Genomic DNA, 18677 nt, shown 5'->3' on the forward strand with positions numbered 1-18677 from the left:
CACCGAAGTCCTGCCCCGAGGAGCACCAACGATGGCGCGTCGCCCCGCGACCCCTGACGTCCCGCCCGACGACGTCGTCGAACACATCGTCGACATCGACGTCGCCACCGAGATGGAGGGCTCGTTCCTCGAGTACGCCTACTCGGTCATCTACTCCCGAGCCCTGCCTGACGCCCGCGACGGCCTCAAGCCCGTGCAACGCCGCATCCTCTTCCAGATGTCCGAGATGGGCCTGCGCCCGGACCGCCCGTACGTGAAGTCGGCGCGTGTCGTCGGCGACGTCATGGGCCGGCTGCACCCGCACGGCGACACGGCGATCTACGACGCCATGGTCCGCCTGGCCCAGCCGTTCTCGCTGCGGCTGCCGCTGATCGACGGCCACGGCAACTTCGGCTCGCTCGACGACGGACCGGCCGCACCCCGGTACACCGAGGCGCGGATGGCGCCGGCCGCGCTGGCCATGACCACGGGTCTGGACGAGGACGTCGTCGACTTCGTGCCCAACTACGACAACAAGCTGACGCAGCCGGAGGTCCTCCCCGCCGCGATCCCGAACCTGCTGGTCAACGGCGCGGCCGGCATCGCGGTCGGCATGGCCACCAACATGGCGCCGCACAACCTGGTCGAGGTGATCGCGGCCGCGCGGCACCTCGTCCTGCACCCGGACGCGACGCTCGAGGACCTGCTGCGGTTCGTGCCCGGCCCGGACCTGCCCTCGGGCGGCAAGATCGTCGGGCTCGACGGCGTGCGCGACGCCTATCGCACCGGTCGCGGCGCGTTCCGCACGCGCGCGACGGCCCGCATCGAGAACGTCACGCCCAAGCGCAAGGGCATCGTCATCACCGTTCCCCTACGGTGTCGGGCCCGAGAAGGTGATCGAGAAGGTCAAGGAGGGCGTGCAGACCAAGAAGCTCACCGGCATCTCGGATGCGATCGACCTCACCGACCGCACGCACGGCCTGCGTCTTGTCATCGAGATCAAGACGGGATTCGTCCCGGAGGCGGTGCTGGAGCAGCTGTACCGGTTCACGCCCCTGGAGGACTCGTTCTCCATCAACAACGTCGCGCTCGTCGCCGGACAGCCGCGCACGCTCGGGCTGCGTGAGCTGCTCGTGGTCTGGGTGGAGCACCGCCTGGTCGTCGTGCGGCGCCGCAGCGAGTTCCGGCTGGCCAAGCGTCTCGAGCGCCTGCACCTCGTCGAGGGCCTGCTCGTCGCGATCCTCGACATCGACGAGGTCATCCAGGTCATCCGCACGTCCGACGACGCGGACACCGCTCGCGCCCGACTGCGCACCGTGTTCGACCTGTCCGAGCCGCAGGCCGAGTACATCCTCGAGCTTGCGGCTCCGACGCCTGACCCGGTTCTCCCGGATCGAGCTGGAGAAGGAGCAGGAGCAGCTGGCCGCCGAGATCGCCGAGCTGCGCGAGATCCTGGCCGACGACGCCCGGCTGCGGGCGCTCGTCTCCGAGGAGATGGCCGAGGTCGCCGCCACCTACGGCACGCCCCGGCGCACGATCCTGCTGGAGTCCGCGGGCGGCACCTCGATCACGGGCGCGCCGGCCGCCCGGGGTGCCGCGGCGCCCCTCGAGATCGCCGACACGCCGTGCTGGGTCCTGCTCTCGGGCACGGGACTCCTCGCCCGGACGGCGGCCGACGAGCTGCCCGCGCGCCTCGAGGGTGCGCGCCGCGCGAAGCACGACGTCGTCTCGGCGACCGTCCTGACCACCGCTCGCGCCGAGATCGGCGTCGTCACGTCACAGGGCCGGGTCGTGCGCGTCTCGGTCCTCGACCTCCCGGCCCTCCCGCCCACGGACGGCACCCCGAGCCTGTCGGGCGGCGTGCCCCTGGGCGAGGTGGTCACGCTGCTCCCCCGCGAGCGAGTGGTCGGTCTGACGTCGCTGGCCGGGGACGCACCGACGCTGGCGCTGGCCACCGTCCAGGGCACCGTCAAGCGCGTCACGTCCGGCGACGTGCCGGGCAACCGGGACGCGTGGGAGGCGATCGGGCTCAAGGACGGCGACGAGGTGGTCGGTGCGGTGGCGGTCGCCGACTCCGACGAGCTCGTTCTCGTGGCCTCCGACGCGTCGCTGCTGCACTTCCCCGCGTCCGCCGTCCGACCGCAGGGCCGCGCCGCCGGCGGCATGGCCGGGATCAAGCTCGCGGCCGGCCAGCGCGTGGTCGCGTTCGCCGCGGTGCTCGCGTCCCAGGCCGCCCAGGCCGTGGTGGTGACCGTCGCCGGCGCCTCCGACGCCCTGCCGGGTACCCAGGCCGGCTCGGCCAAGGTCAGCCCGTTCGAGGCCTACCCGGCCAAGGGTCGGGCGACGGGGGGCGTGCGCGCCCACCGGTTCCTGCGCAACGAGGACGCCCTGATCCTCGCGTGGGTGGGCGTCGCTCCCGCGTGGGCGACCGGGTCCGCGGGTCAGCCGGTCGAGCTGCCCGCGCTCGACCCACGGCGTGACATGTCCGGGACGGCGCTCAGCGCGCCGGTACACGCAGTCGGCTGAGCGCCCGCGCGGCGCCGACCATCGAGACGACGTTGTCGGGCATGCCCGGCCGACCGACGACGGGCCGCGGTCTCGGCTCGGGCGCCTGACGCTGCCGCGCGTTGCGCCCGACCACCGCGGTGGCGATCAACGCCTGGGCGACGACGTACGTGAGCATGACCCAGAAGTCGTGGTGGGGCAGGTGGAACGACGGGACGAACTCGTTCAGCGCGATCAGCCCGTCGGACACCAGGAACACCGCACCCCCGACACCGGCCGGTCGCCCGACCCCGGTGGACAGGACCGCCATCGCGGTCAGGCATCCGCCGTAGACGGCGACGGGGATCAGCAGAGATCCCGCGCCTCCCCCGCAGGCCCCGACCATGGCGACCAGGACCGCTGCATAGGGCACGAGCAGCACGGGCCGGCGGTGCAGCACGGACCGGCGTGCGTCCGGCGCGAACGCCACGACGTAGGCCACCTGGGCGAGCAGGAAGAAGCCGACCATCACCAGGAACGCTGTGTCGTCGCCGACGAAGGACGGAACCAGGTCGCCGAGCCAGGAGAACCCCAGAGCGACCAGCACCCACCTGACCAGGTGCCCCCGGGGCCACCGCGTCGCGGCGACGAGTGCTCCGGCGAGCAAGGGCATCAGGGCCCACTGGCCGACCTGCGCCACCCGCTGCGCGCCGATCCACTCGGCCGACACCTGGATGAGCGCGACGGCCCCGAAGGCCACGACGCAGATCCGTGCGGCCCAGGACAACGTCCGCCCCACCACGACCTCCTCGACGCCGGGCGACGTCGACCGGCTGCAGTGCGACGGGACATCGTCGTCCCGCCGCGCCCGAGGATAACCCGACGCGGACCCGTCCCCCGACGGCCCTCCGGGTGACCTTCAAGCTCGATCGCGTACATGGCGTTGCTGTGGAACACCGCGTACCCGAGGTTCGCGTAGAAGCTGGTGCGCGCCGGACGGGTTCGCGGTGTCGACGCCGAGCTCGGCGTACTCGATCCCGTCCGCCCGGTAGATCGTCATCGCGGCGCTGAGCAGCGCACCTGCCAGCCGACGGCCCCGCCACGCGCGCCGCACGCCCAGCAGGTCCGTGTAGCCGGCGCTGTACCCGTTGAGCGCCCAGTCCTGCTCGAACCTGGACGACAAGAGGTACCCCACCACCTCGCCGGTGGCGTCGTCGACGGCGACCAGGCTCCATCCGGGCGCGAACATGCTGCGACCCTGCGTCCACTCCTGAGGGGTCCGGGGCTCGCTGCCCCAGTGGTCGGCGAACGCCTCGTTGTGCGCCAGGCGCACCTGGTCGTCCAGCTCGCTCGACCAGGGCACGATCGAGATGCCGTCGGGCGCGGGGATGTCGGGCAGCGGGACGTCGAGGGGCCGCTTCATCTCCGCGTAGTAGCGGACCGCCGTGAACCCGGCGGCGCGCAGCAGCCCGAGGGTCTCGGCAGCGCCGTCGTCGACGAAGACGGTCAGCCGACCCGGAAGCTCCTTGCGGGACTGCGCGATCTTCTGTCGGCCCCGGCCCTGCGACCAGGCGAGCACCTGTCGTCCGATCCCCCGACCGCGCCACTGGGGGTCCACGCCACCGTCGAGGAACGCACGCACCACGCGTGTGTCACCCGGCGGCTGGCTCACCTGCGCGTACGCCCGGATCCGACCCTCGCCGTCGATCCCCGCGACCGTGTCGAGGGCGTGGTCCTTCCAGGCGCCGTCGAACTTCTCGTCCACCTCTTCCTCGGCGGTGCGGTACGGCGGCTGCTCGGCCTCTTCGATCGCCAGCACGAGTCGCCAGAGCTCCGGCACGTCGGTACGGCTCAGCGGGCGCCAGGTCAGGCCGCCCAGCCCGTCGAGACTCGGCAGGTGCTCGGGCGCGGCCGCGCGCTCGATGATGGGCGCTCGGTCGGTCTCGGTCACGCCGTCCACGATGACCGGCCTCGGCCGCTCGGGCAACCGAAATCAGGCGTCGATGCGGCTGCGGTCCAGGCCCTCGGCCGCGACGATGAAGTCCTTGCGCGGTGCGACGTCCGTCCCCATGAGCAGCTCGAACGTCTGCTCCGCCTTCTCGGCGCCGGCCACCGTCACGCGGCGCAACGTCCGGTGCCGCGGGTCCATGGTCGTCTCGGCCAGCTGGTCGGCATCCATCTCGCCCAGACCCTTGTAGCGCTGGATGTCGTCCTTGTACCGCCGGCCGGACCGCTCGAGCTTCTTCAGGGTCGCCGCCAGCTCGGCCTCCGAGTACGTGTAGACGTACTCGTTCTTGCGCCCGCCGCCACCGATCACCTCGATCCGGTGCAGCGGTGGCACGGCGGCGTAGACGCGTCCGTCCTCGACGAGCGGCCGCATGTACCGGAACAGCAGCGTGAGCAGCAGGGTGCGGATGTGGGCGCCGTCGACGTCGGCGTCCGTCATCAGCACGATCTTCCCGTAGCGCGCCGCCTCGAGGTCGAACGTGCGCCCCGACCCCGCCCCGACCACCTGGATGATCGCGGCGCACTCGGCGTTCTTGAGCATGTCCGAGACGGAGGCCTTCTGGACGTTGAGGATCTTGCCGCGGATGGGCAGCAGCGCCTGGAAGTCCAGCTGCCGGCCAGCTTGGCCGTGCCGAGCGCACTGTCGCCCTCGACGATGAACAGCTCGCTGCGCTCGACGTCGTCGGACCGGCAGTCGGCGAGCTTGGCGGGCAGCGCCTCGTCTCCAGCGCGTTCTTGCGGCGCGAGATCTCCTTCTGCTTGCGCGCGGACAGGCGGGCGCGCATCTCGCCGACGATCTTGTCCAGCAGGAGCGACGACTGTGCCTTGTGGTCCCGCTTCGGCGAGGAGAAGATCGCGGCCAGCTCGGTGTCCATGACGCGGGCGACGATGGCGCGCACGGCACCGGTGCCCAGCACCTCTTTGGTCTGACCCTCGAACTGCGGCTCGGCCAGACGAACGGTGACCACCGCGGTCATGCCGGCCAGCACGTCCTCCTTGTCGATCCGCTCCGAGGTGTCCCGGGCCGAGATCTTCAGCCGGCGCGCGTTCGCCTCCACCTGCTTGCGCAGCGTGCGCAGCAGCCCCGCCTCGAACCCGGCCAGGTGGGTGCCGCCCTTGGGCGTCGAGATGATGTTGACGAAGGTGCGGACCTCGGTGTCGTATCCGGTCCCCCAGCGCAGCGCGACGTCGACCTCGCACAGCCGCGAGACCTCCTGCGCGGTCATGTGGCCGCGGTCGTCCAGCACCGGGACGGTCTCGTGGAACGTGCCCGACCCGGTGAGGCGCCACGTGTCGGTGACGGCCGGGTCCGGGGCCAGGTGGTCGACGAAGTCCACGACGCCACCGCTGTGCAGGAACGTCTCCTCGTGCGGCCCGTCGGCGCCGGGCGTCCCGGCGACGCCGCGCTCGTCCCGCACCATCAACGTCAGGCCCGGCACCAGGAAGCTCGTCTGGCGCGCGCGGGTGACCAGCTCGTCGTAGGCGAACACCGCGGTCTTGGGAAAGATCTGCGGATCGGCCCAGTACCGCACGCGCGTCCCGGTCTTGGCCCGCGCGACCTTGGCGCCCAGCTCCAGCGACGACCCGGAGACGAACGGTTCGAACGTCGAGTCCGGGCCGATGCCGGCGCGGTCGTGGAACGTCCCCGGCTCACCCCGGCGGAACGTCATGCGGTGCGTGCGGCCGTTCCGGTCCACCTCGACGTCGAGCCGGGAGGACAGGGCGTTGACCACGGAGGCGCCGACGCCGTGCAGGCCACCCGACGCTCCGTACGACCCGCCGCCGAACTTCCCGCCCGCGTGCAGCTTGGTGTAGACGACCTCGACGCCCGTCAGCCCGGTCTTGGGCTCGACGTCGACCGGCACGCCGCGCCCGTTGTCGCGCACCTCGACCGACCCGTCGGCGTGCAGCACGATGTCGATCCGGTCCCCGTAGCCCGCCAGGGCCTCGTCGACGGAGTTGTCGATGATCTCCCACAGGCAGTGCATCAGACCCCGGCTGTCGGTGGTCCCGATGTACATGCCGGGGCGCTTGCGCACCGCCTCGAGGCCCTCCAGCACCGACAGGTGCCGGGCCGTGTAGCCGGACTGCGAGGAGGTGGTGGTCACCCGCCGATCGTATCCGCCGACCCCGACACGACCCGGCTGCCATGCCGCCACCAGCGCCCCGATCCGCTTCCTCACCGAATGTCCGAATCACCCCCGCGTTACGGCAGATCTCGATTTGTTTCGGGAGGGTCACAGTCCGCTACGCGGTGAGCGAACCACCCGCTCCTGGTGCCATCAAACGGGGACAGGGATGGTTGTATGGATCTGTGACGGGGACCATGACGCAACCACTGACCGCAGCCGACCGCTGCGACCGCTGCGGCGCGCAGGCCTATGTCCGGGTCATCCTCCCGGTCGGAGAGCTGTTGTTCTGCGCGCACCACGCACGCGAGCACGCGCCGAAGTTCGCGGAGCTGGCCACCCACGTGCAGGACGAGACCGACCGCCTGCTGGCCGAGCACGGAGCGGGCGCCGGCGCCGCGACCTGATCGCGAGCGCACGCAGACCTACCGGCGACGAGCCCCGGACCGCACTGGTCCGGGGCTCGTTCCGTCTCCCGCGTGGCGGCCTGCGCGCCGGGTCAGGCGAGCATGTCGGTCCACGCGAGCACCTGGTAGCGCCGCACGACCCCGTGCACGACGAACGGATCCGTGGCCGCGAACTCCTCCGCCGCCTCCCGGCTCACCAGCACGCACATCGCGCCGTTCACCTCGGGGTGCTCGAAGGTTCCTATGCCCACGAGCAGCCCACGCGACGCGAACTCCTCGTAGTGCGCGGTGTGCCCCGCCGCGTGCAGCGGTGCGAGCGTCAGGACGTCCGGACCCGACTCGTACAGCAGCACGTACCGGACCTGGCTCATGAGAGCCCCGACTCCACGTGGTCGACCAGGCGGCCGAAGATCACGGCCCAGCCGCGCACGTACGACCCGCCCCGGTAGCCCTCAGGCAGCGCGCAGGCGCCACCGAGCTGCGCCTCGGTCATGCGCTCCCACCCGCGGTGCTCGACCGAGACGCGGGTCAGGCCGGCCGCCAGCGAGCGGAACCGCAGCTCGACCTCGGTCGGCTCCGGCGTGAGCAGCCACGACATCGTGAAGCCGTGCGGCGGGTCCCAGGCCACGCTCGCCCCAGACGCGGGTGGTGCCGTCGTGCCACGTCTCGACGACGGTCCCGCCGAGCCGGCGCTCCAGCGTCACGTCGCGGACGCGGTCGCCGCCGGCCGAGAACGGCTCGACCGGCCACCAGACCCCGATCTCGCGCACGAAGACGTCGAACGTCGTCGCGACGTCCGCGCGCACGGTCGTGGCCTGGCGGACGGGCGGGGCCGCGAGCGTCGTCGGTTCACGCGCTGGCACGGTCGTCGCCCTCCGCGCCGTCGTCGGCGAGCGCCCCGACCTCCGCCTCCACCAGCCGACGAGCGACGTCCAGCGAGGCCGCCCAGGTCTCGTCGAGATAGGCCCGCAGGTCGGCCAGGCCCTCCGGACGCGACCGGTAGAAGTTGCGCGTGCCTTGCGTCCGACGCGTCACCAGGCCCGCGTCCTCCAGCACCCGCAGGTGCTGGCTCACCGCGCTGCGGGTGACGTCGAACTCCTCGGCCAGTCGGCCGACCGGGACCTCGTCGCGCGCGAGGAGCGTGAGCATCTCGCGGCGGCGCGGCTCGGCGAGCGCTCGCAGCACGGCGTCCGTCTGGCTCACGCCCACAGTCCTACCGCATGCCCCTCGGGGTCCGCGAGCACCGCGATGGTGCCGTTGTCGCCCGGGAGCCGCAGGGGATCTCGCACCGTGGACCCACCCAGCGACTCGGCCTTCGCCAGCGTGGCCGCCAGGTCGTCGACCCGCACGTAGAGCAGGATGCCGGCGGGCATCCCACCCTCCTGCGCCGCAGCGATGCCGCCGCCGACCTCCGCCGCGGGCGCGCCGGTGTCCAGGAGCGTGTAGCCGCCCAGCTCGGGCGGCGCCGCGGCCGTCCAGCCGAAGAGCTGCGTGTAGAACTCGCGAGCACGGCCCGGGTCCGTGCTGACGATGTCGAACCACATGACGGGACTGCCCATGATCCACCTCCGGTCGACCGAGCCGATCCTCCTATCGTCAGCCTCGACTAACCGTTAGTCAATACTTACCGTTGCTAGGAGGACGCCGCCATCGTCTCGACCCGGTCGGCGGTGACGGCAGCCCACTCGGGGCCGGCCGCGAGCTCGCGCGCCCGCTCGATCGCCCCGACGAGCGCCAGCTCGCGTTGCGCGGGAGTGCCGTGCATCGGTTGTCCGCAGACGGGCTCGATGTCGGTGATCCCGATGAAGCCGAAGATCGCTCGCAGGTACGGCTCCATGAAGTCGTAGGCATGCATCGGGCCGCCGGCCGAGTAGTCGCTGCCGCGCGTGGAGACGATCACCATCTTCTTGCCCAGGACCATGGGCTCCGGGAAGCCCAACGCGTTGTACCGGAAGGTGTAGCCCGGCTGGACGATGCAGTCGATGTAGTACTTCAGGGCGTAGGGGATGCTCAGGTTCCACATCGGCACGGTGAGCAGGTAGGCGTCCGCGGACCGGAAGTGGGCGATCAACGACTCGACGTGCGCCCACGCCTCCGCGTGCTCCGGGTCGATCGGACGCCCGACGAGCAGGTCGTACTTCGCCTCGATGTTCTCCCCTTCCATGGCGGGCAGGTCGTGGTCGTAGAGGTCGATGGTCTCGACCGTGACGTCCGGCTGGTGCTCGCGGAGCCCGGCGATGAACGCCTCCGACGCCTTGAGGGTGTTGGACTCCCCATGTCGCGGAGACGCAATGATGTGCAGCAGCAGCATGTCCGACCCTTGCTCGAGAGATGTGCGGGCGACCAGCCTGCGGCCGAGAGGTGGACCGCCCCACCTCCTGAGCTGGACATTACGGACACGATGTTTCGGCTGGATACCGCTCGGGATACCGTCACGTGTCCGGGGACCGGACGACGTGCCCCACTGGGAACGCGACGAGGCCCGAACCAGGTGGTCCGGGCCTCGTGCGTCGTCGGTCCGCGCTGAGGTTGCGCGTGCGCCGGTCAGTCCAGGTAGTCGCGCAGCACCTGCGAGCGCGACGGGTGGCGCAGCTTCGACATGGTCTTCGACTCGATCTGCCGGATCCGCTCACGCGTGACCCCGTAGACCTTGCCGATCTCGTCGAGCGTCTTCGGCTGGCCGTCGGTCAGGCCGAACCGCATCGACACCACGCCGGCCTCGCGCTCCGAGAGCGTGTCGAGCACCTGGTGCAGCTGCTCCTGCAGGAGCGTGAAGCTCACGGCGTCCGCGGGGACGACGGCCTCGGAGTCCTCGATCAGGTCGCCGAACTCGCTGTCGCCGTCCTCGCCGAGGGGCGTGTGCAGCGAGATCGGCTCGCGGCCGTACTTCTGGACCTCGACGACCTTCTCGGGGGTCATGTCGAAGTCCTTGGCCAGCTCCTCCGGCGTGGGCTCGCGGCCCAGGTCCTGGAGCATCTGGCGCTGGACGCGCGCGAGCTTGTCGATGACCTCGACCATGTGCACCGGGATGCGGATGGTGCGGGCCTGGTCGGCCATGGCGCGGGTGATCGCCTGACGGATCCACCAGGTGGCGTACGTCGAGAACTTGTAGCCCTTGGTGTAGTCGAACTTCTCCACCGCACGGATCAGACCGAGGTTGCCCTCCTGGATCAGGTCCAGGAACAGCATGCCGCGGCCGGTGTACCGCTTGGCCAGGGAGACGACGAGGCGCAGGTTGGCCTCGAGCAGGTGGTTCTTGGCGCGGCGGCCGTCGTTGGCGATCCACTCCAGCTCGCGCTTGATCTTGGGCTCCATGGTGACGCCCGAGTTCAGCCGCTCGTCGGCGAACAGGCCCGCCTCGATGCGCTTGGCCAGGTCCACCTCCTGCTCGGCGTTCAGCAGTGCGACCTTGCCGATCTGCTTCAGGTAGTCCTTGACCGGGTCGGCTGTGGCGCCGGCCGTGACGACCTGCTGCGCCGGGGCGTCGTCGTCGTCGGCGTCGGAGTAGACGAACCCGCTGTCCTCGGACTCCTCCTCCTTGGCGGCGGGCTTCTTCTCGCCGTCCTCGGACTCGTCGTCCTCGTCCGTCGCGTCGACGGCCTCCACGACCTCCGTCACCTCGGCGACGACGTCGACGACCTCGATCTCCTCGAGGTCGATCTCCTCGCCCTCGATCGGCTCGTCGTCGGAGGACTCGGCGGCGGTCGCCTCGGTCGCCTTGGCGGCCGGGGCGGCCTTGGCAGCCGGGGCAGCCTTGGCTCGTGTGGTCCGCGGCTTCGCTGCGACGGGTGCGTCGTCCTCCGTCGCGACGACGGCCTTGGCGGCAGGACGGGCCTTGGCACTGGTCGCTGCGGCGACGCGGGCCGGCTTCGCGACGGGCGCTGCAGCGGGCTCCGTGACGCCGATGCCGGCGGTCGCAAGGCCGCGGACGACGGCGCGCAGGCGCTTGGCGTCCTGAACGTCAGCCTGCTCGCACGCGGTGCGCAGCTCCTCGGCACCGACCGTGCCGTGCGTGCGGCCGCGCATCACGAGCTCCTGCAGTGCAGGGTGCTCGAACTCGCGCGGAAGTGCGGGGTGCGGGGTCTGAGACGACACGAACGACCTTTCGGCAACGCGACACCGGGAGGGGCCGGGAGTCTAGATAGATATTGTACCGACCTCGCGAGCCTCTCGCCGTCCCCTCGGGCACGACCAGACGTCCGTCAAGGACGGATTTCACGGGGTTGCACGCTCACAACGAACGAGAACGGCCAGAGATTCCCACGGGGAGCCCGGCGGGCGGTCAGCCCGGCTTCACGGTGAGTACCGGGCAGCCTGCGTCGAACAGGACGCGCTGCGCATTGGCGCCGAGGATGGGCTTGCCGACGGGGCTGCGCCGACGAAGCCCGAGGACGATGAGCTGGGCGTCGACCTGCTCGGCGGTCGCGATCAGGTCGTCCGCGACGTCGCCGCTCTCGAGCAGCCGGACCTCGTGCTCGAGCCCGGTCTCGACGAGCCGCGCCCGGACCGAGTCGAGGTCGGCCTGGACCAACGCCCGGTCGGCGTCGGGCTCGCCGGGACGGGCGCTGACGACCACCACGACCGGCGTCTGCCGGCGAGAGGCCTCGTCGATCGCCGCATCGAGAGCGGCCCGACCTTCGGGGGTGGCCAGGTAGCCCACCACGATTCCCATCGGTCTCTCCTGTCGACGGCGACACGGCCCATTCGTGACCGTACCCGAGGCGAGCCCGCACCACGACCGCATCACCGGTCGGTCGGGACGGCGCCGTCGCAGGTCAGTCCCGTTGCCGGACCCAACCCGGCGGCACCGCGGCACCCAGGGCGTCGCCGAGGAGCACGGCCAGCCGGTAGTCGGGTTCCGCCTCGAGCGCGCCGTCGAGCAGCACGCGGGCCCGCGCGCCGTCCCCTCGCCACCACGCGAGCAGTGCGAGCAACGTCAGCGCGGGCGCCTGCCCACCGGTCCGGCCGTGCGCGACCACCCCCTCGAGCGCGGCTTCGTGCGCGGTCGTGGCGGGCTCCGGCGGGGGAACCGCACGGGCCGGGTCGATGATCTTCGCCATCGCGGCTCCCAACGCACGGTCGATGTCGTCGGGGGCTGCCGGCGCGACGGAGCACTCCGCGAGATCCCCTGTGCCCGGCACCAGCGAGACGAGGACCGCATCGCGGACCCGGCGGTCCGACAGACCGGCCTCGAGCCGGCCCCACGGCACCCGCGCACCTCGACCGTCAGCCACCGACATCCGTCGCACGACCTCCCGCCACGCGACGACGGAGTCGAGGCGCCACGACGCGACCGCCTCGGGCCCGGCCGCCACCGCTCCCGCGAGCCGGTACTCCCATCGCCGGCGCGCCCGCGCCACCGTCCGTCGACGCTCCGCACGGGCCGCGCGGATGCGGGCGATGTCCTCCCGCGCGTCGGCGACAGCGGAGCCCGCCAGGACGAGGTGCGCACCGATCTGGGTCGAGTCGAGGTCGCGCAGCGGCCGGCCGCCGGGCGGGCAGCAGTCGTCGACGCAGTCGAGCGAGAGGTATCCGGTGCCGGTGACGACCCAGACCGGGATGTCGCCCAACGCCGGTTCGGCAGCATCGCGGAAGTGCGCCGCAGCCCGCTGCGCGGCCCCGACGCCGCTGCCGCGCGGATCGTCGTCCGTGTAGAGGACGAGCACGCTGCTCTCGGCGTCGTCCCGGCCGAGGTAGGCCACGAGCCGGCGCAGCTCGGACCTTGCCGGACGTCCGCGAGGTGCGCGAGGTCCACCCGGACCACCAGGCCGACGCGACCCCTCGGCGCCCGCAGGCTGACCGCCACGACGCTGTCCCTGGGGTGGAACCCGAGCCGGTGCGGGATGAGTGCGAGCAGCTGCCGGGGCTCGCTCATCCGAACTGTGGTGATCTCCATGCCCCCACCCCATCGGCCGGTGGGGTGCGGCGGGGGCCGCCCGGACGATCTGTGCGCGGACCGGGTCGGGCCGGGGGGTGTGGTCGCCTCGACCGGTGTCTGGCTCGATCCGTATCCCGGAGACACAACCCGGGCCGCTAACCTGACCCGATGCCCAGCAGGTCGACGACTCTCGCGCGCGCCGCAGCCGCCGCTGCCGTCGTGACGCTGCTGTGCGTGAGCGGATGCTCGACGAGCGCGCCCGGGTCGGGTCCCGCGTCGGCGACGACGGCGGTCACCGCGGCACCGAGCCCGACCGAGACGTTGCTGCCCGGGACCGACAGCACCCACTCCGCCGTCGGCCAGCTGGTCCAGGGGTTCCCGGTCGACCTGATCCCGGTCCCGGCGGGCGCCGAGGTGCTCGTCTCGTCAGCAGAAGCCGTCGACGGCACCGACCTCACCGAGGTGAGCCTGAACCTGCGTTCCGACCAGGACACCGCCGGCCTGCTCGCCGCCGTCAGCGCGCCCCTGGTGGCGGCCGGGTTCGTGGCGGGAACCCCGCCGATCCCGGAACCCGCGCTGGCCGCCCAGTCGACCTTCTCCCGCGGCGACGGGTCGGAGCTGCTCGTGGTCGGCATCCTCGACCGGGACGGCGAGCGGACGCTCACGCTCGGCGGGCGGCTGCGCACGACGGCGCCGTAGGCTGCCCGGCGTGACACCCTCGACCCCCGCACTCGTCGACGTCGAGGGCGTGCGCGCGCGCGTCGACGCCGTGCTGGCGCGACACGTCGCCCAGCTGCGCACCGTCCTCGCCGCGGCGAGCGACGACGCCGACGAGCTGGCCGACGCCGTCGCGCAGATGCTCTCGGGCGGCAAGCGGCTCCGGGCGGCGTTCTGCTACTGGTCGTGGCGCGCGCACGGGGGCCGCGCCGGGGGGGCCGAGGCCGACGCGGTGATCCGGGTGGGGGCGGCGCTCGAGCTGTTCCAGGCTGCCGCGCTCTTCCACGACGACGTGATGGACGACTCCGACACCCGGCGCGGGTTCCCCGCCGCCCACCGCGCGTTCGCCCGCCTGCACACCGCACGCGCGTTGACCGGCGACCCGGAGCGGTTCGGCATGTCAGCGGCGATCCTGCTGGGCGACCTGACACTCGTGGCGAGCGAGCAGGAGTTCGCCGGCGCGCTGGCGACCCAGCCGGTGCAACGGGCGGAGCAGGCTCGCGCCGTGTTCGACCTCATGCGGACGGAGGTCACCGTCGGGCAGTACCTCGACGTGCTGGCCCAGGCGCTCCCGTGGGGCGACGACCCGGTTGCCGACGAGGTGCGGTCGCGCGAGGTCATCCGCGCCAAGGCCGCCCGCTACAGCGTCGAGCACCCGATCACCCTCGGCGCCGCTCTCGCAGACGCGGGCGAGGCGAACCTCGCCGCGTGCCGAGCGCTCGGGCTGCCTCTCGGCGAGGCGTTCCAGCTGCGCGACGACCTTCTCGGCGTCTTCGGCGACCCGGTCACCACCGGCAAGCCGGCGGGCGACGACCTGCGCGAGGGGAAGCGGACGGTGCTGACCGCCCGCGCCGTCGCCCGGGCTCGGGCGACCGGCGACGAGGCCACGGTGACGCTCCTGCGCACCCGGCTGGGTGATCGCACGCTGACGGAGTCGGACGTCACCCAGCTGGCCGACGCGATCAAGGCCACCGGTGCCGGCGACGACATCGAACAGCTCATCGAACGGTTGGCCGGCACCGCGTTCGAGCTCATGGACGAACGCCACTGGCCGGACCCGGCGCGGGAGCAGCTGGTGGGTCTGGCTCATGCGGCGGTCGACCGGAGGGCGTGACCACCACGGCATCCCGCCGCTCAGCAAGCACAGCGGTCGACCGGCGGGCCTGACCACCACGGCAGCCCGCCGCTCAGCAACCACAGCGGTCGACCGGCCGGCCCGACCACCACCAGCAGCCCGCCGCTCAGCAAGCACATCGCCCGACCGGCGGCCTGACGGTCAGAGCTCGGCGGCGGCCAGCCTGCGGATCTCCGTCTTGCGACCGGCTCGCAGAGCCTCGATCGGAGTCCCCGGCAAGGCCTCCTGCGCGGTGAACAGCCACTCGATGGCCTGGTCGTCGGCAAACCCGGCGTCGGACAGCACGGTCAGGGTGCCCTGCAGCGAGGCGAGCACCGTCCACGGCGCGTGCGCATCGGGCTGCGTCGGTTGCGCCGGGTTGGCCAGATGGCCCGGTACCAGGAACGCCTCCGGGATCGAGAACACGCGGGGGTCACCGCGGCGGGAACCCACGAGGCGCCGCTCCTGGACGATGCGACGGACCTTCGAGGGATCTGTGCCCAGGCGCTCGGCGACGTCGGGCACGGTGAGCCATTCGCCAACGAGGATGTCCAGGGCGTCTGCTGCTGATGCGTTCACCCGACCAGAGTACGCAACCGGGAATTACACCCCGGCAATTCCGGCGTGCGCTTTCCAGACGGGATGGGGTGGTCTACCGTCACATTTTGTCACTCCTGTCACACAGGACCCTTTCGTTAACTTCCGCAACACGAGGTGCCTCTCATGTCCCAGTCCGCCGCCGCCCGTTCTGTCGGGCTCCGCCGCGTTGCCACCGGCACCGGCGCTCTCGCGCTGGCTGCGGTCGCGGCGACGGCGACGGCCGGCGCCGCCCACGCCGACGGGCAGTACACGGTCCGGTCGGGAGACACCGTCGGTCACATCGCCGCCCGCAGCGGTAGCACGGTCGCGGCCATCGCGCGGGCGAACTCGCTGGCCGACGTGTCCCGCATCCGGATCGGGCAGGTCTTGGCGATCCCGACGGGCGCGGCAGCGGCTGCACCGGCGCCGGCTCCCGCGCCCGTTCCCGCCGCGGTCGCCTACACCGTCGTCTCCGGCGACACCGTCAGCCGGATCGCGTCCCGGACGGGGACCAGCATCCAGGCGATCGTGGCCGCGAACGGTCTGGACGCGCGCGCCTCGATCCGCATCGGGCAGTCGCTCACCATCCCGGGAACGGCGGCACAGCAAGCGGCCGCACGGCCGGCGCTGGCCGCCGTCGCGCAGGCCACCAGGTCGGTCGCCTACACGGTGAAGTCCGGCGACACGGCCTCCTCGGTCGCGACGAAGCTGGGTTCCTCCGTGCAGGCGATCATCGCCGCCAACGGGCTGAGCGCTCGCGCGCTCATCCGCATCGGGCAGACACTCGCGGTCCCCGTCGCGGCACCGCCCGCAGCGGCCGTGGGAAACACGTTCGCGGGCCGGACGTACTCGGACCCGGTCGTCGCGGCGGCCAACGCGAACCTCGCGGCGCTGAAGGCTTCCGGGGTGCCCACCAAGGCGCAGATGCAGGCGAAGGTCGTCGCCACGGCGCGGGCCATGGGCGTCGACCCCGCGCTCGCACAGGCGGTGGCGTTCCAGGAGTCGGGCTTCAACCACGCCGTCGTCTCCCCCGCCAACGCGATCGGCGCCATGCAGGTGATCCCCAGCTCCGGGGTGTGGGCCTCGCAAGCTGGTCGGGCGCGAGCTGAACCTCGTCAACCCCGACGACAACGTCGTCGCCGGCGTCGCGATCCTGCGCTCGCTGGTGAACGGCGCGCCGGACCTGCCCACGGCGATCGCCGGGTACTACCAGGGCGCGACGTCCGTGCAGCGCAACGGCATGTTCGCGGACACGCGGCGCTACGTGGCCAACGTGCAGACCCACATGACGCGCTTCCGCTGATCGTCGGGCCTGCCCCCGTAGACTCCTGCGGGTGGGAGCAACCGTCACCGATCCGCTCGTCGGCCGCCTGGTCGACAGCAGATACGAGGTCGTGTCCCGCATCGCCCGGGGCGGGATGGCGACCGTGTACCTCGCGGTGGACCGGCGCCTGGACCGCGACGTCGCGCTGAAGGTCATGCACGCGCACCTCGCCGAGGGCGCCACCGGCGAGGACTTCGTCTACCGGTTCCGTCGCGAGGCGCGCACCGCCGCCCGACTGACCCACCCGGGACTCGTGGCCGTGTACGACCAGGGTGTCGACGGCGAGACCAGCTACCTGACGATGGAGTACATCGACGGGTCCAACCTGCGTCGGTACCTCGGCGAGCGCGGCGCGCTGACCGTGAGCGACGCCCTGCGGATCGGCGAGTGCGTCCTCGACGCCCTGGCGACGGCCCACCGCAGCGAGCTGGTCCACCGCGACATCAAGCCCGAGAACGTGCTGCTGGCCACCGACGGACGCGTCAAGCTGGCCGACTTCGGGCTGGCTCGCGCGGTCACCGAGGTCACCTCGACGACCACCGGAACCGTGCTCGGCACCGTCGCCTACCTCGCCCCCGAGCTGGTCACCCGAGGCCTCAGCGACGCACGCACCGATGTCTACGCCTGCGGCATCCTGCTCTTCGAGATGCTGACCGGGCGGCAGCCGTTCACGGGCGAGACGCCCATCCAGGTCGCGTTCCAGCACGTCAACAACGACGTGCCGGCACCGTCCGAGCTGGTCGACTGGCTGCCGATGGAGGTCGACGAGCTCGTCCGGTCGCTCGCCGCACGCGACCCCGACGACCGCCCGGTCGACGCGGGCGCGGCTCTGGCCCTGCTGCGCCGGACCCGGCTGGCCCTCGACGACGAGACCCTGGCCCGACACGCCGACGTCGCGCCGTCGATCGTCCTGCCGGCAGCGACCGACCCGGACGAGACCGACCTCGGCGAGCCGTCCGGCCCGGCGGACCCGGCCGACGACCTCGAGACCGAGGACGACGTCGAGCTCGCGGACCGCGATCAGGCCGAGACCACCCAGCTCGACGCGTCCGACGCGCGCGGCACGACCGTCGCCCTGCCGATCGGTCTGGGTGTCAGCGCCGACGAGCTCTCGCGCGGCGGCCAGCCACCCACCAAGGCGCGGCACCGTGCCCGCTGGATCATCCTGGTGGTCGCGCTCCTCGCGCTGGTCGGCGGCGGGATCTGGTGGTACGGCCAGTACGGCCCGGGCGGCTACACGACAGTCCCCACGATCACCGGGCAGGACCAGGCGCACGCGTCGAAGATCCTGGAGAACGCCGGGCTCGAGGGGAGTCCGACGGCGGACTTCAGCCCGACGGCTCCGAAGGACGAGGTGTTCGCGACCGATCCCGGAGAGGGCAGCCGGATCCGCCACGGCGGCGTCGTGGCGTTCACCGTCTCGAAGGGTCCCGACCTCGTCGTGGTGCCCGCCAGCGTCGTGAACACGCCGCAGGCCGCCGCAGAGACGTCGCTCAAGGATGCGGGGCTCGCCGTCGTGTACGGAGCCCCGGCGAACAGCGACACCATCAAGAAGGTCGGGAACATCATCAGCGCCAAGCTCGCTGACGGGTCCGACCTCGTTCCCGGGGCGCAGGCCGTCCGGGGCACCGTCGTGACGCTCGTCGTGTCGTCCGGGCTCGCCGAGGTGACCATCACGTCCGTGGTCGGGCTGACCGTCGACGACGCGACGAAGGCCGTCCAGGGCGACGCGCTCACGATCGCGCCCACCGAGGTGTTCAACGACACCGTCCCGGCGGGGCAGATCATCGACCAGTCGCCGGTCGCGGGCACCAAGGGCCACCGGACCGACACGATCTCGGTCAACGTCTCCAAGGGGCCGGACCTCGTGGCGCTGCCGGACACCTACGGCCAGAACGTCAAGAAGGCCCAGGCGACGCTCGAGGGTCTCGGCTTCGTCGTGAAGGTGGTGCAGCCGCAGGGCATCTCGCCGCTGAACCTCGTCTACTCGCAGAACCCCGGCGGCGGCGGCTCTAAGACGGCACCGCGCGGCGCCACGATCACGCTCTCGGTCTTCTGA

At 72.1% G+C, this 18677-nt stretch carries 15 protein-coding genes and 3 pseudogenes; 6 read left to right on the top strand and 12 right to left on the bottom strand.

Annotated elements, in window-relative coordinates; genetic code table 11:
* Positions 1-31: 31 nt before the first annotated feature.
* Positions 32-2505 (top strand): annotated as a pseudogene (locus tag AC38ZX_RS12165) (DNA gyrase/topoisomerase IV subunit A).
* On the opposite strand, the gene AC38ZX_RS12170 reads toward AC38ZX_RS12165, so the two are convergent.
* From AC38ZX_RS12170 to AC38ZX_RS12180, 3 genes and pseudogenes are all read right to left on the bottom strand, one after another.
* Entirely contained in the window at positions 2477-3262 is a 786-nt protein-coding gene (locus AC38ZX_RS12170; RefSeq protein ID WP_491294478.1) for a lysoplasmalogenase, read from the bottom strand. The pseudogene AC38ZX_RS12165 and the gene AC38ZX_RS12170 overlap by 29 nt on opposite strands.
* Before the next feature lie 120 nt (positions 3263-3382).
* On the bottom strand, positions 3383-4414 hold the full coding sequence (locus tag AC38ZX_RS12175; protein ID WP_491294480.1) for a GNAT family N-acetyltransferase: 1032 nt from the start codon (positions 4412-4414) through the stop codon (positions 3383-3385).
* A 42-nt stretch (positions 4415-4456) separates the two neighbouring features.
* Positions 4457-6578: pseudogene (locus AC38ZX_RS12180) on the bottom strand (DNA gyrase/topoisomerase IV subunit B).
* Between the two features lie 218 nt (positions 6579-6796).
* On the opposite strand from AC38ZX_RS12180, the gene AC38ZX_RS12185 reads away from it, so the two are divergent.
* Complete coding sequence (locus tag AC38ZX_RS12185; RefSeq protein ID WP_196804457.1) at positions 6797-7006, top strand: DUF7455 domain-containing protein; 210 nt, start codon at positions 6797-6799, stop codon at positions 7004-7006.
* 92 nt (positions 7007-7098) lie between these two features.
* Here AC38ZX_RS12185 and AC38ZX_RS12190 read toward each other — a convergent pair whose 3' ends face one another.
* From AC38ZX_RS12190 to AC38ZX_RS12225, 8 genes and pseudogenes are all read right to left on the bottom strand, one after another.
* Positions 7099-7377, bottom strand: a complete 279-nt coding sequence (locus AC38ZX_RS12190) for a YciI family protein (protein ID WP_426592221.1) — start codon at positions 7375-7377, stop codon at positions 7099-7101.
* Complete coding sequence (locus AC38ZX_RS12195) at positions 7374-7634, bottom strand: SRPBCC family protein (protein ID WP_491294484.1); 261 nt, start codon at positions 7632-7634, stop codon at positions 7374-7376. The genes AC38ZX_RS12190 and AC38ZX_RS12195 overlap by 4 nt, the downstream gene beginning before the upstream one ends.
* Before the next feature lie 221 nt (positions 7635-7855).
* A complete protein-coding gene (locus AC38ZX_RS12200; RefSeq protein ID WP_426592223.1) occupies positions 7856-8209 on the bottom strand; it encodes an ArsR/SmtB family transcription factor in 354 nt (117 codons plus the stop codon).
* Positions 8206-8565, bottom strand: a complete 360-nt coding sequence (locus tag AC38ZX_RS12205; protein ID WP_426592224.1) for a VOC family protein — start codon at positions 8563-8565, stop codon at positions 8206-8208. The genes AC38ZX_RS12200 and AC38ZX_RS12205 overlap by 4 nt, the downstream gene beginning before the upstream one ends.
* A gap of 74 nt (positions 8566-8639) precedes the next feature.
* Entirely contained in the window at positions 8640-9317 is a 678-nt protein-coding gene (locus AC38ZX_RS12210) for an FMN-dependent NADH-azoreductase (RefSeq protein WP_491294490.1), read from the bottom strand.
* 233 nt (positions 9318-9550) lie between these two features.
* Positions 9551-11101: an RNA polymerase sigma factor gene (locus AC38ZX_RS12215; protein WP_491294493.1), complete on the bottom strand. Its 1551-nt coding sequence runs from the start codon at positions 11099-11101 to the stop codon at positions 9551-9553.
* 187 nt (positions 11102-11288) lie between these two features.
* Positions 11289-11678, bottom strand: a complete 390-nt coding sequence (locus AC38ZX_RS12220) for a universal stress protein (RefSeq protein ID WP_491294496.1) — start codon at positions 11676-11678, stop codon at positions 11289-11291.
* A 103-nt stretch (positions 11679-11781) separates the two neighbouring features.
* Positions 11782-12902: pseudogene (locus AC38ZX_RS12225) on the bottom strand (DUF4192 domain-containing protein).
* Between the two features lie 150 nt (positions 12903-13052).
* Here AC38ZX_RS12225 and AC38ZX_RS12230 point away from each other — a divergent pair.
* Both AC38ZX_RS12230 and AC38ZX_RS12235 read left to right on the top strand, forming a co-directional pair.
* The gene (locus tag AC38ZX_RS12230) at positions 13053-13583 is read left to right on the top strand and encodes a hypothetical protein (protein WP_491294499.1); all 531 of its coding nucleotides are present in this window, start codon (positions 13053-13055) and stop codon (positions 13581-13583) included.
* Between the two features lie 10 nt (positions 13584-13593).
* Complete coding sequence (locus tag AC38ZX_RS12235) at positions 13594-14715, top strand: polyprenyl synthetase family protein (RefSeq protein WP_491294502.1); 1122 nt, start codon at positions 13594-13596, stop codon at positions 14713-14715.
* A 162-nt stretch (positions 14716-14877) separates the two neighbouring features.
* Here the strand turns inward: AC38ZX_RS12235 and AC38ZX_RS12240 are convergent, their stop codons facing one another.
* Positions 14878-15294, bottom strand: a complete 417-nt coding sequence (locus tag AC38ZX_RS12240) for an Rv2175c family DNA-binding protein (protein ID WP_491294503.1) — start codon at positions 15292-15294, stop codon at positions 14878-14880.
* A 144-nt stretch (positions 15295-15438) separates the two neighbouring features.
* Between AC38ZX_RS12240 and AC38ZX_RS12245 the strand changes: the two genes are divergently transcribed.
* Together AC38ZX_RS12245 and AC38ZX_RS12250 are read left to right on the top strand one after the other, a co-directional pair.
* On the top strand, positions 15439-16767 hold the full coding sequence (locus tag AC38ZX_RS12245; RefSeq protein ID WP_491294506.1) for a LysM peptidoglycan-binding domain-containing protein: 1329 nt from the start codon (positions 15439-15441) through the stop codon (positions 16765-16767).
* The gene (locus AC38ZX_RS12250; RefSeq protein ID WP_491297392.1) at positions 16689-18677 is read left to right on the top strand and encodes a Stk1 family PASTA domain-containing Ser/Thr kinase; all 1989 of its coding nucleotides are present in this window, start codon (positions 16689-16691) and stop codon (positions 18675-18677) included. The genes AC38ZX_RS12245 and AC38ZX_RS12250 overlap by 79 nt, the downstream gene beginning before the upstream one ends.

This window comes from Cellulomonas sp. McL0606 (assembly GCF_058248365.1).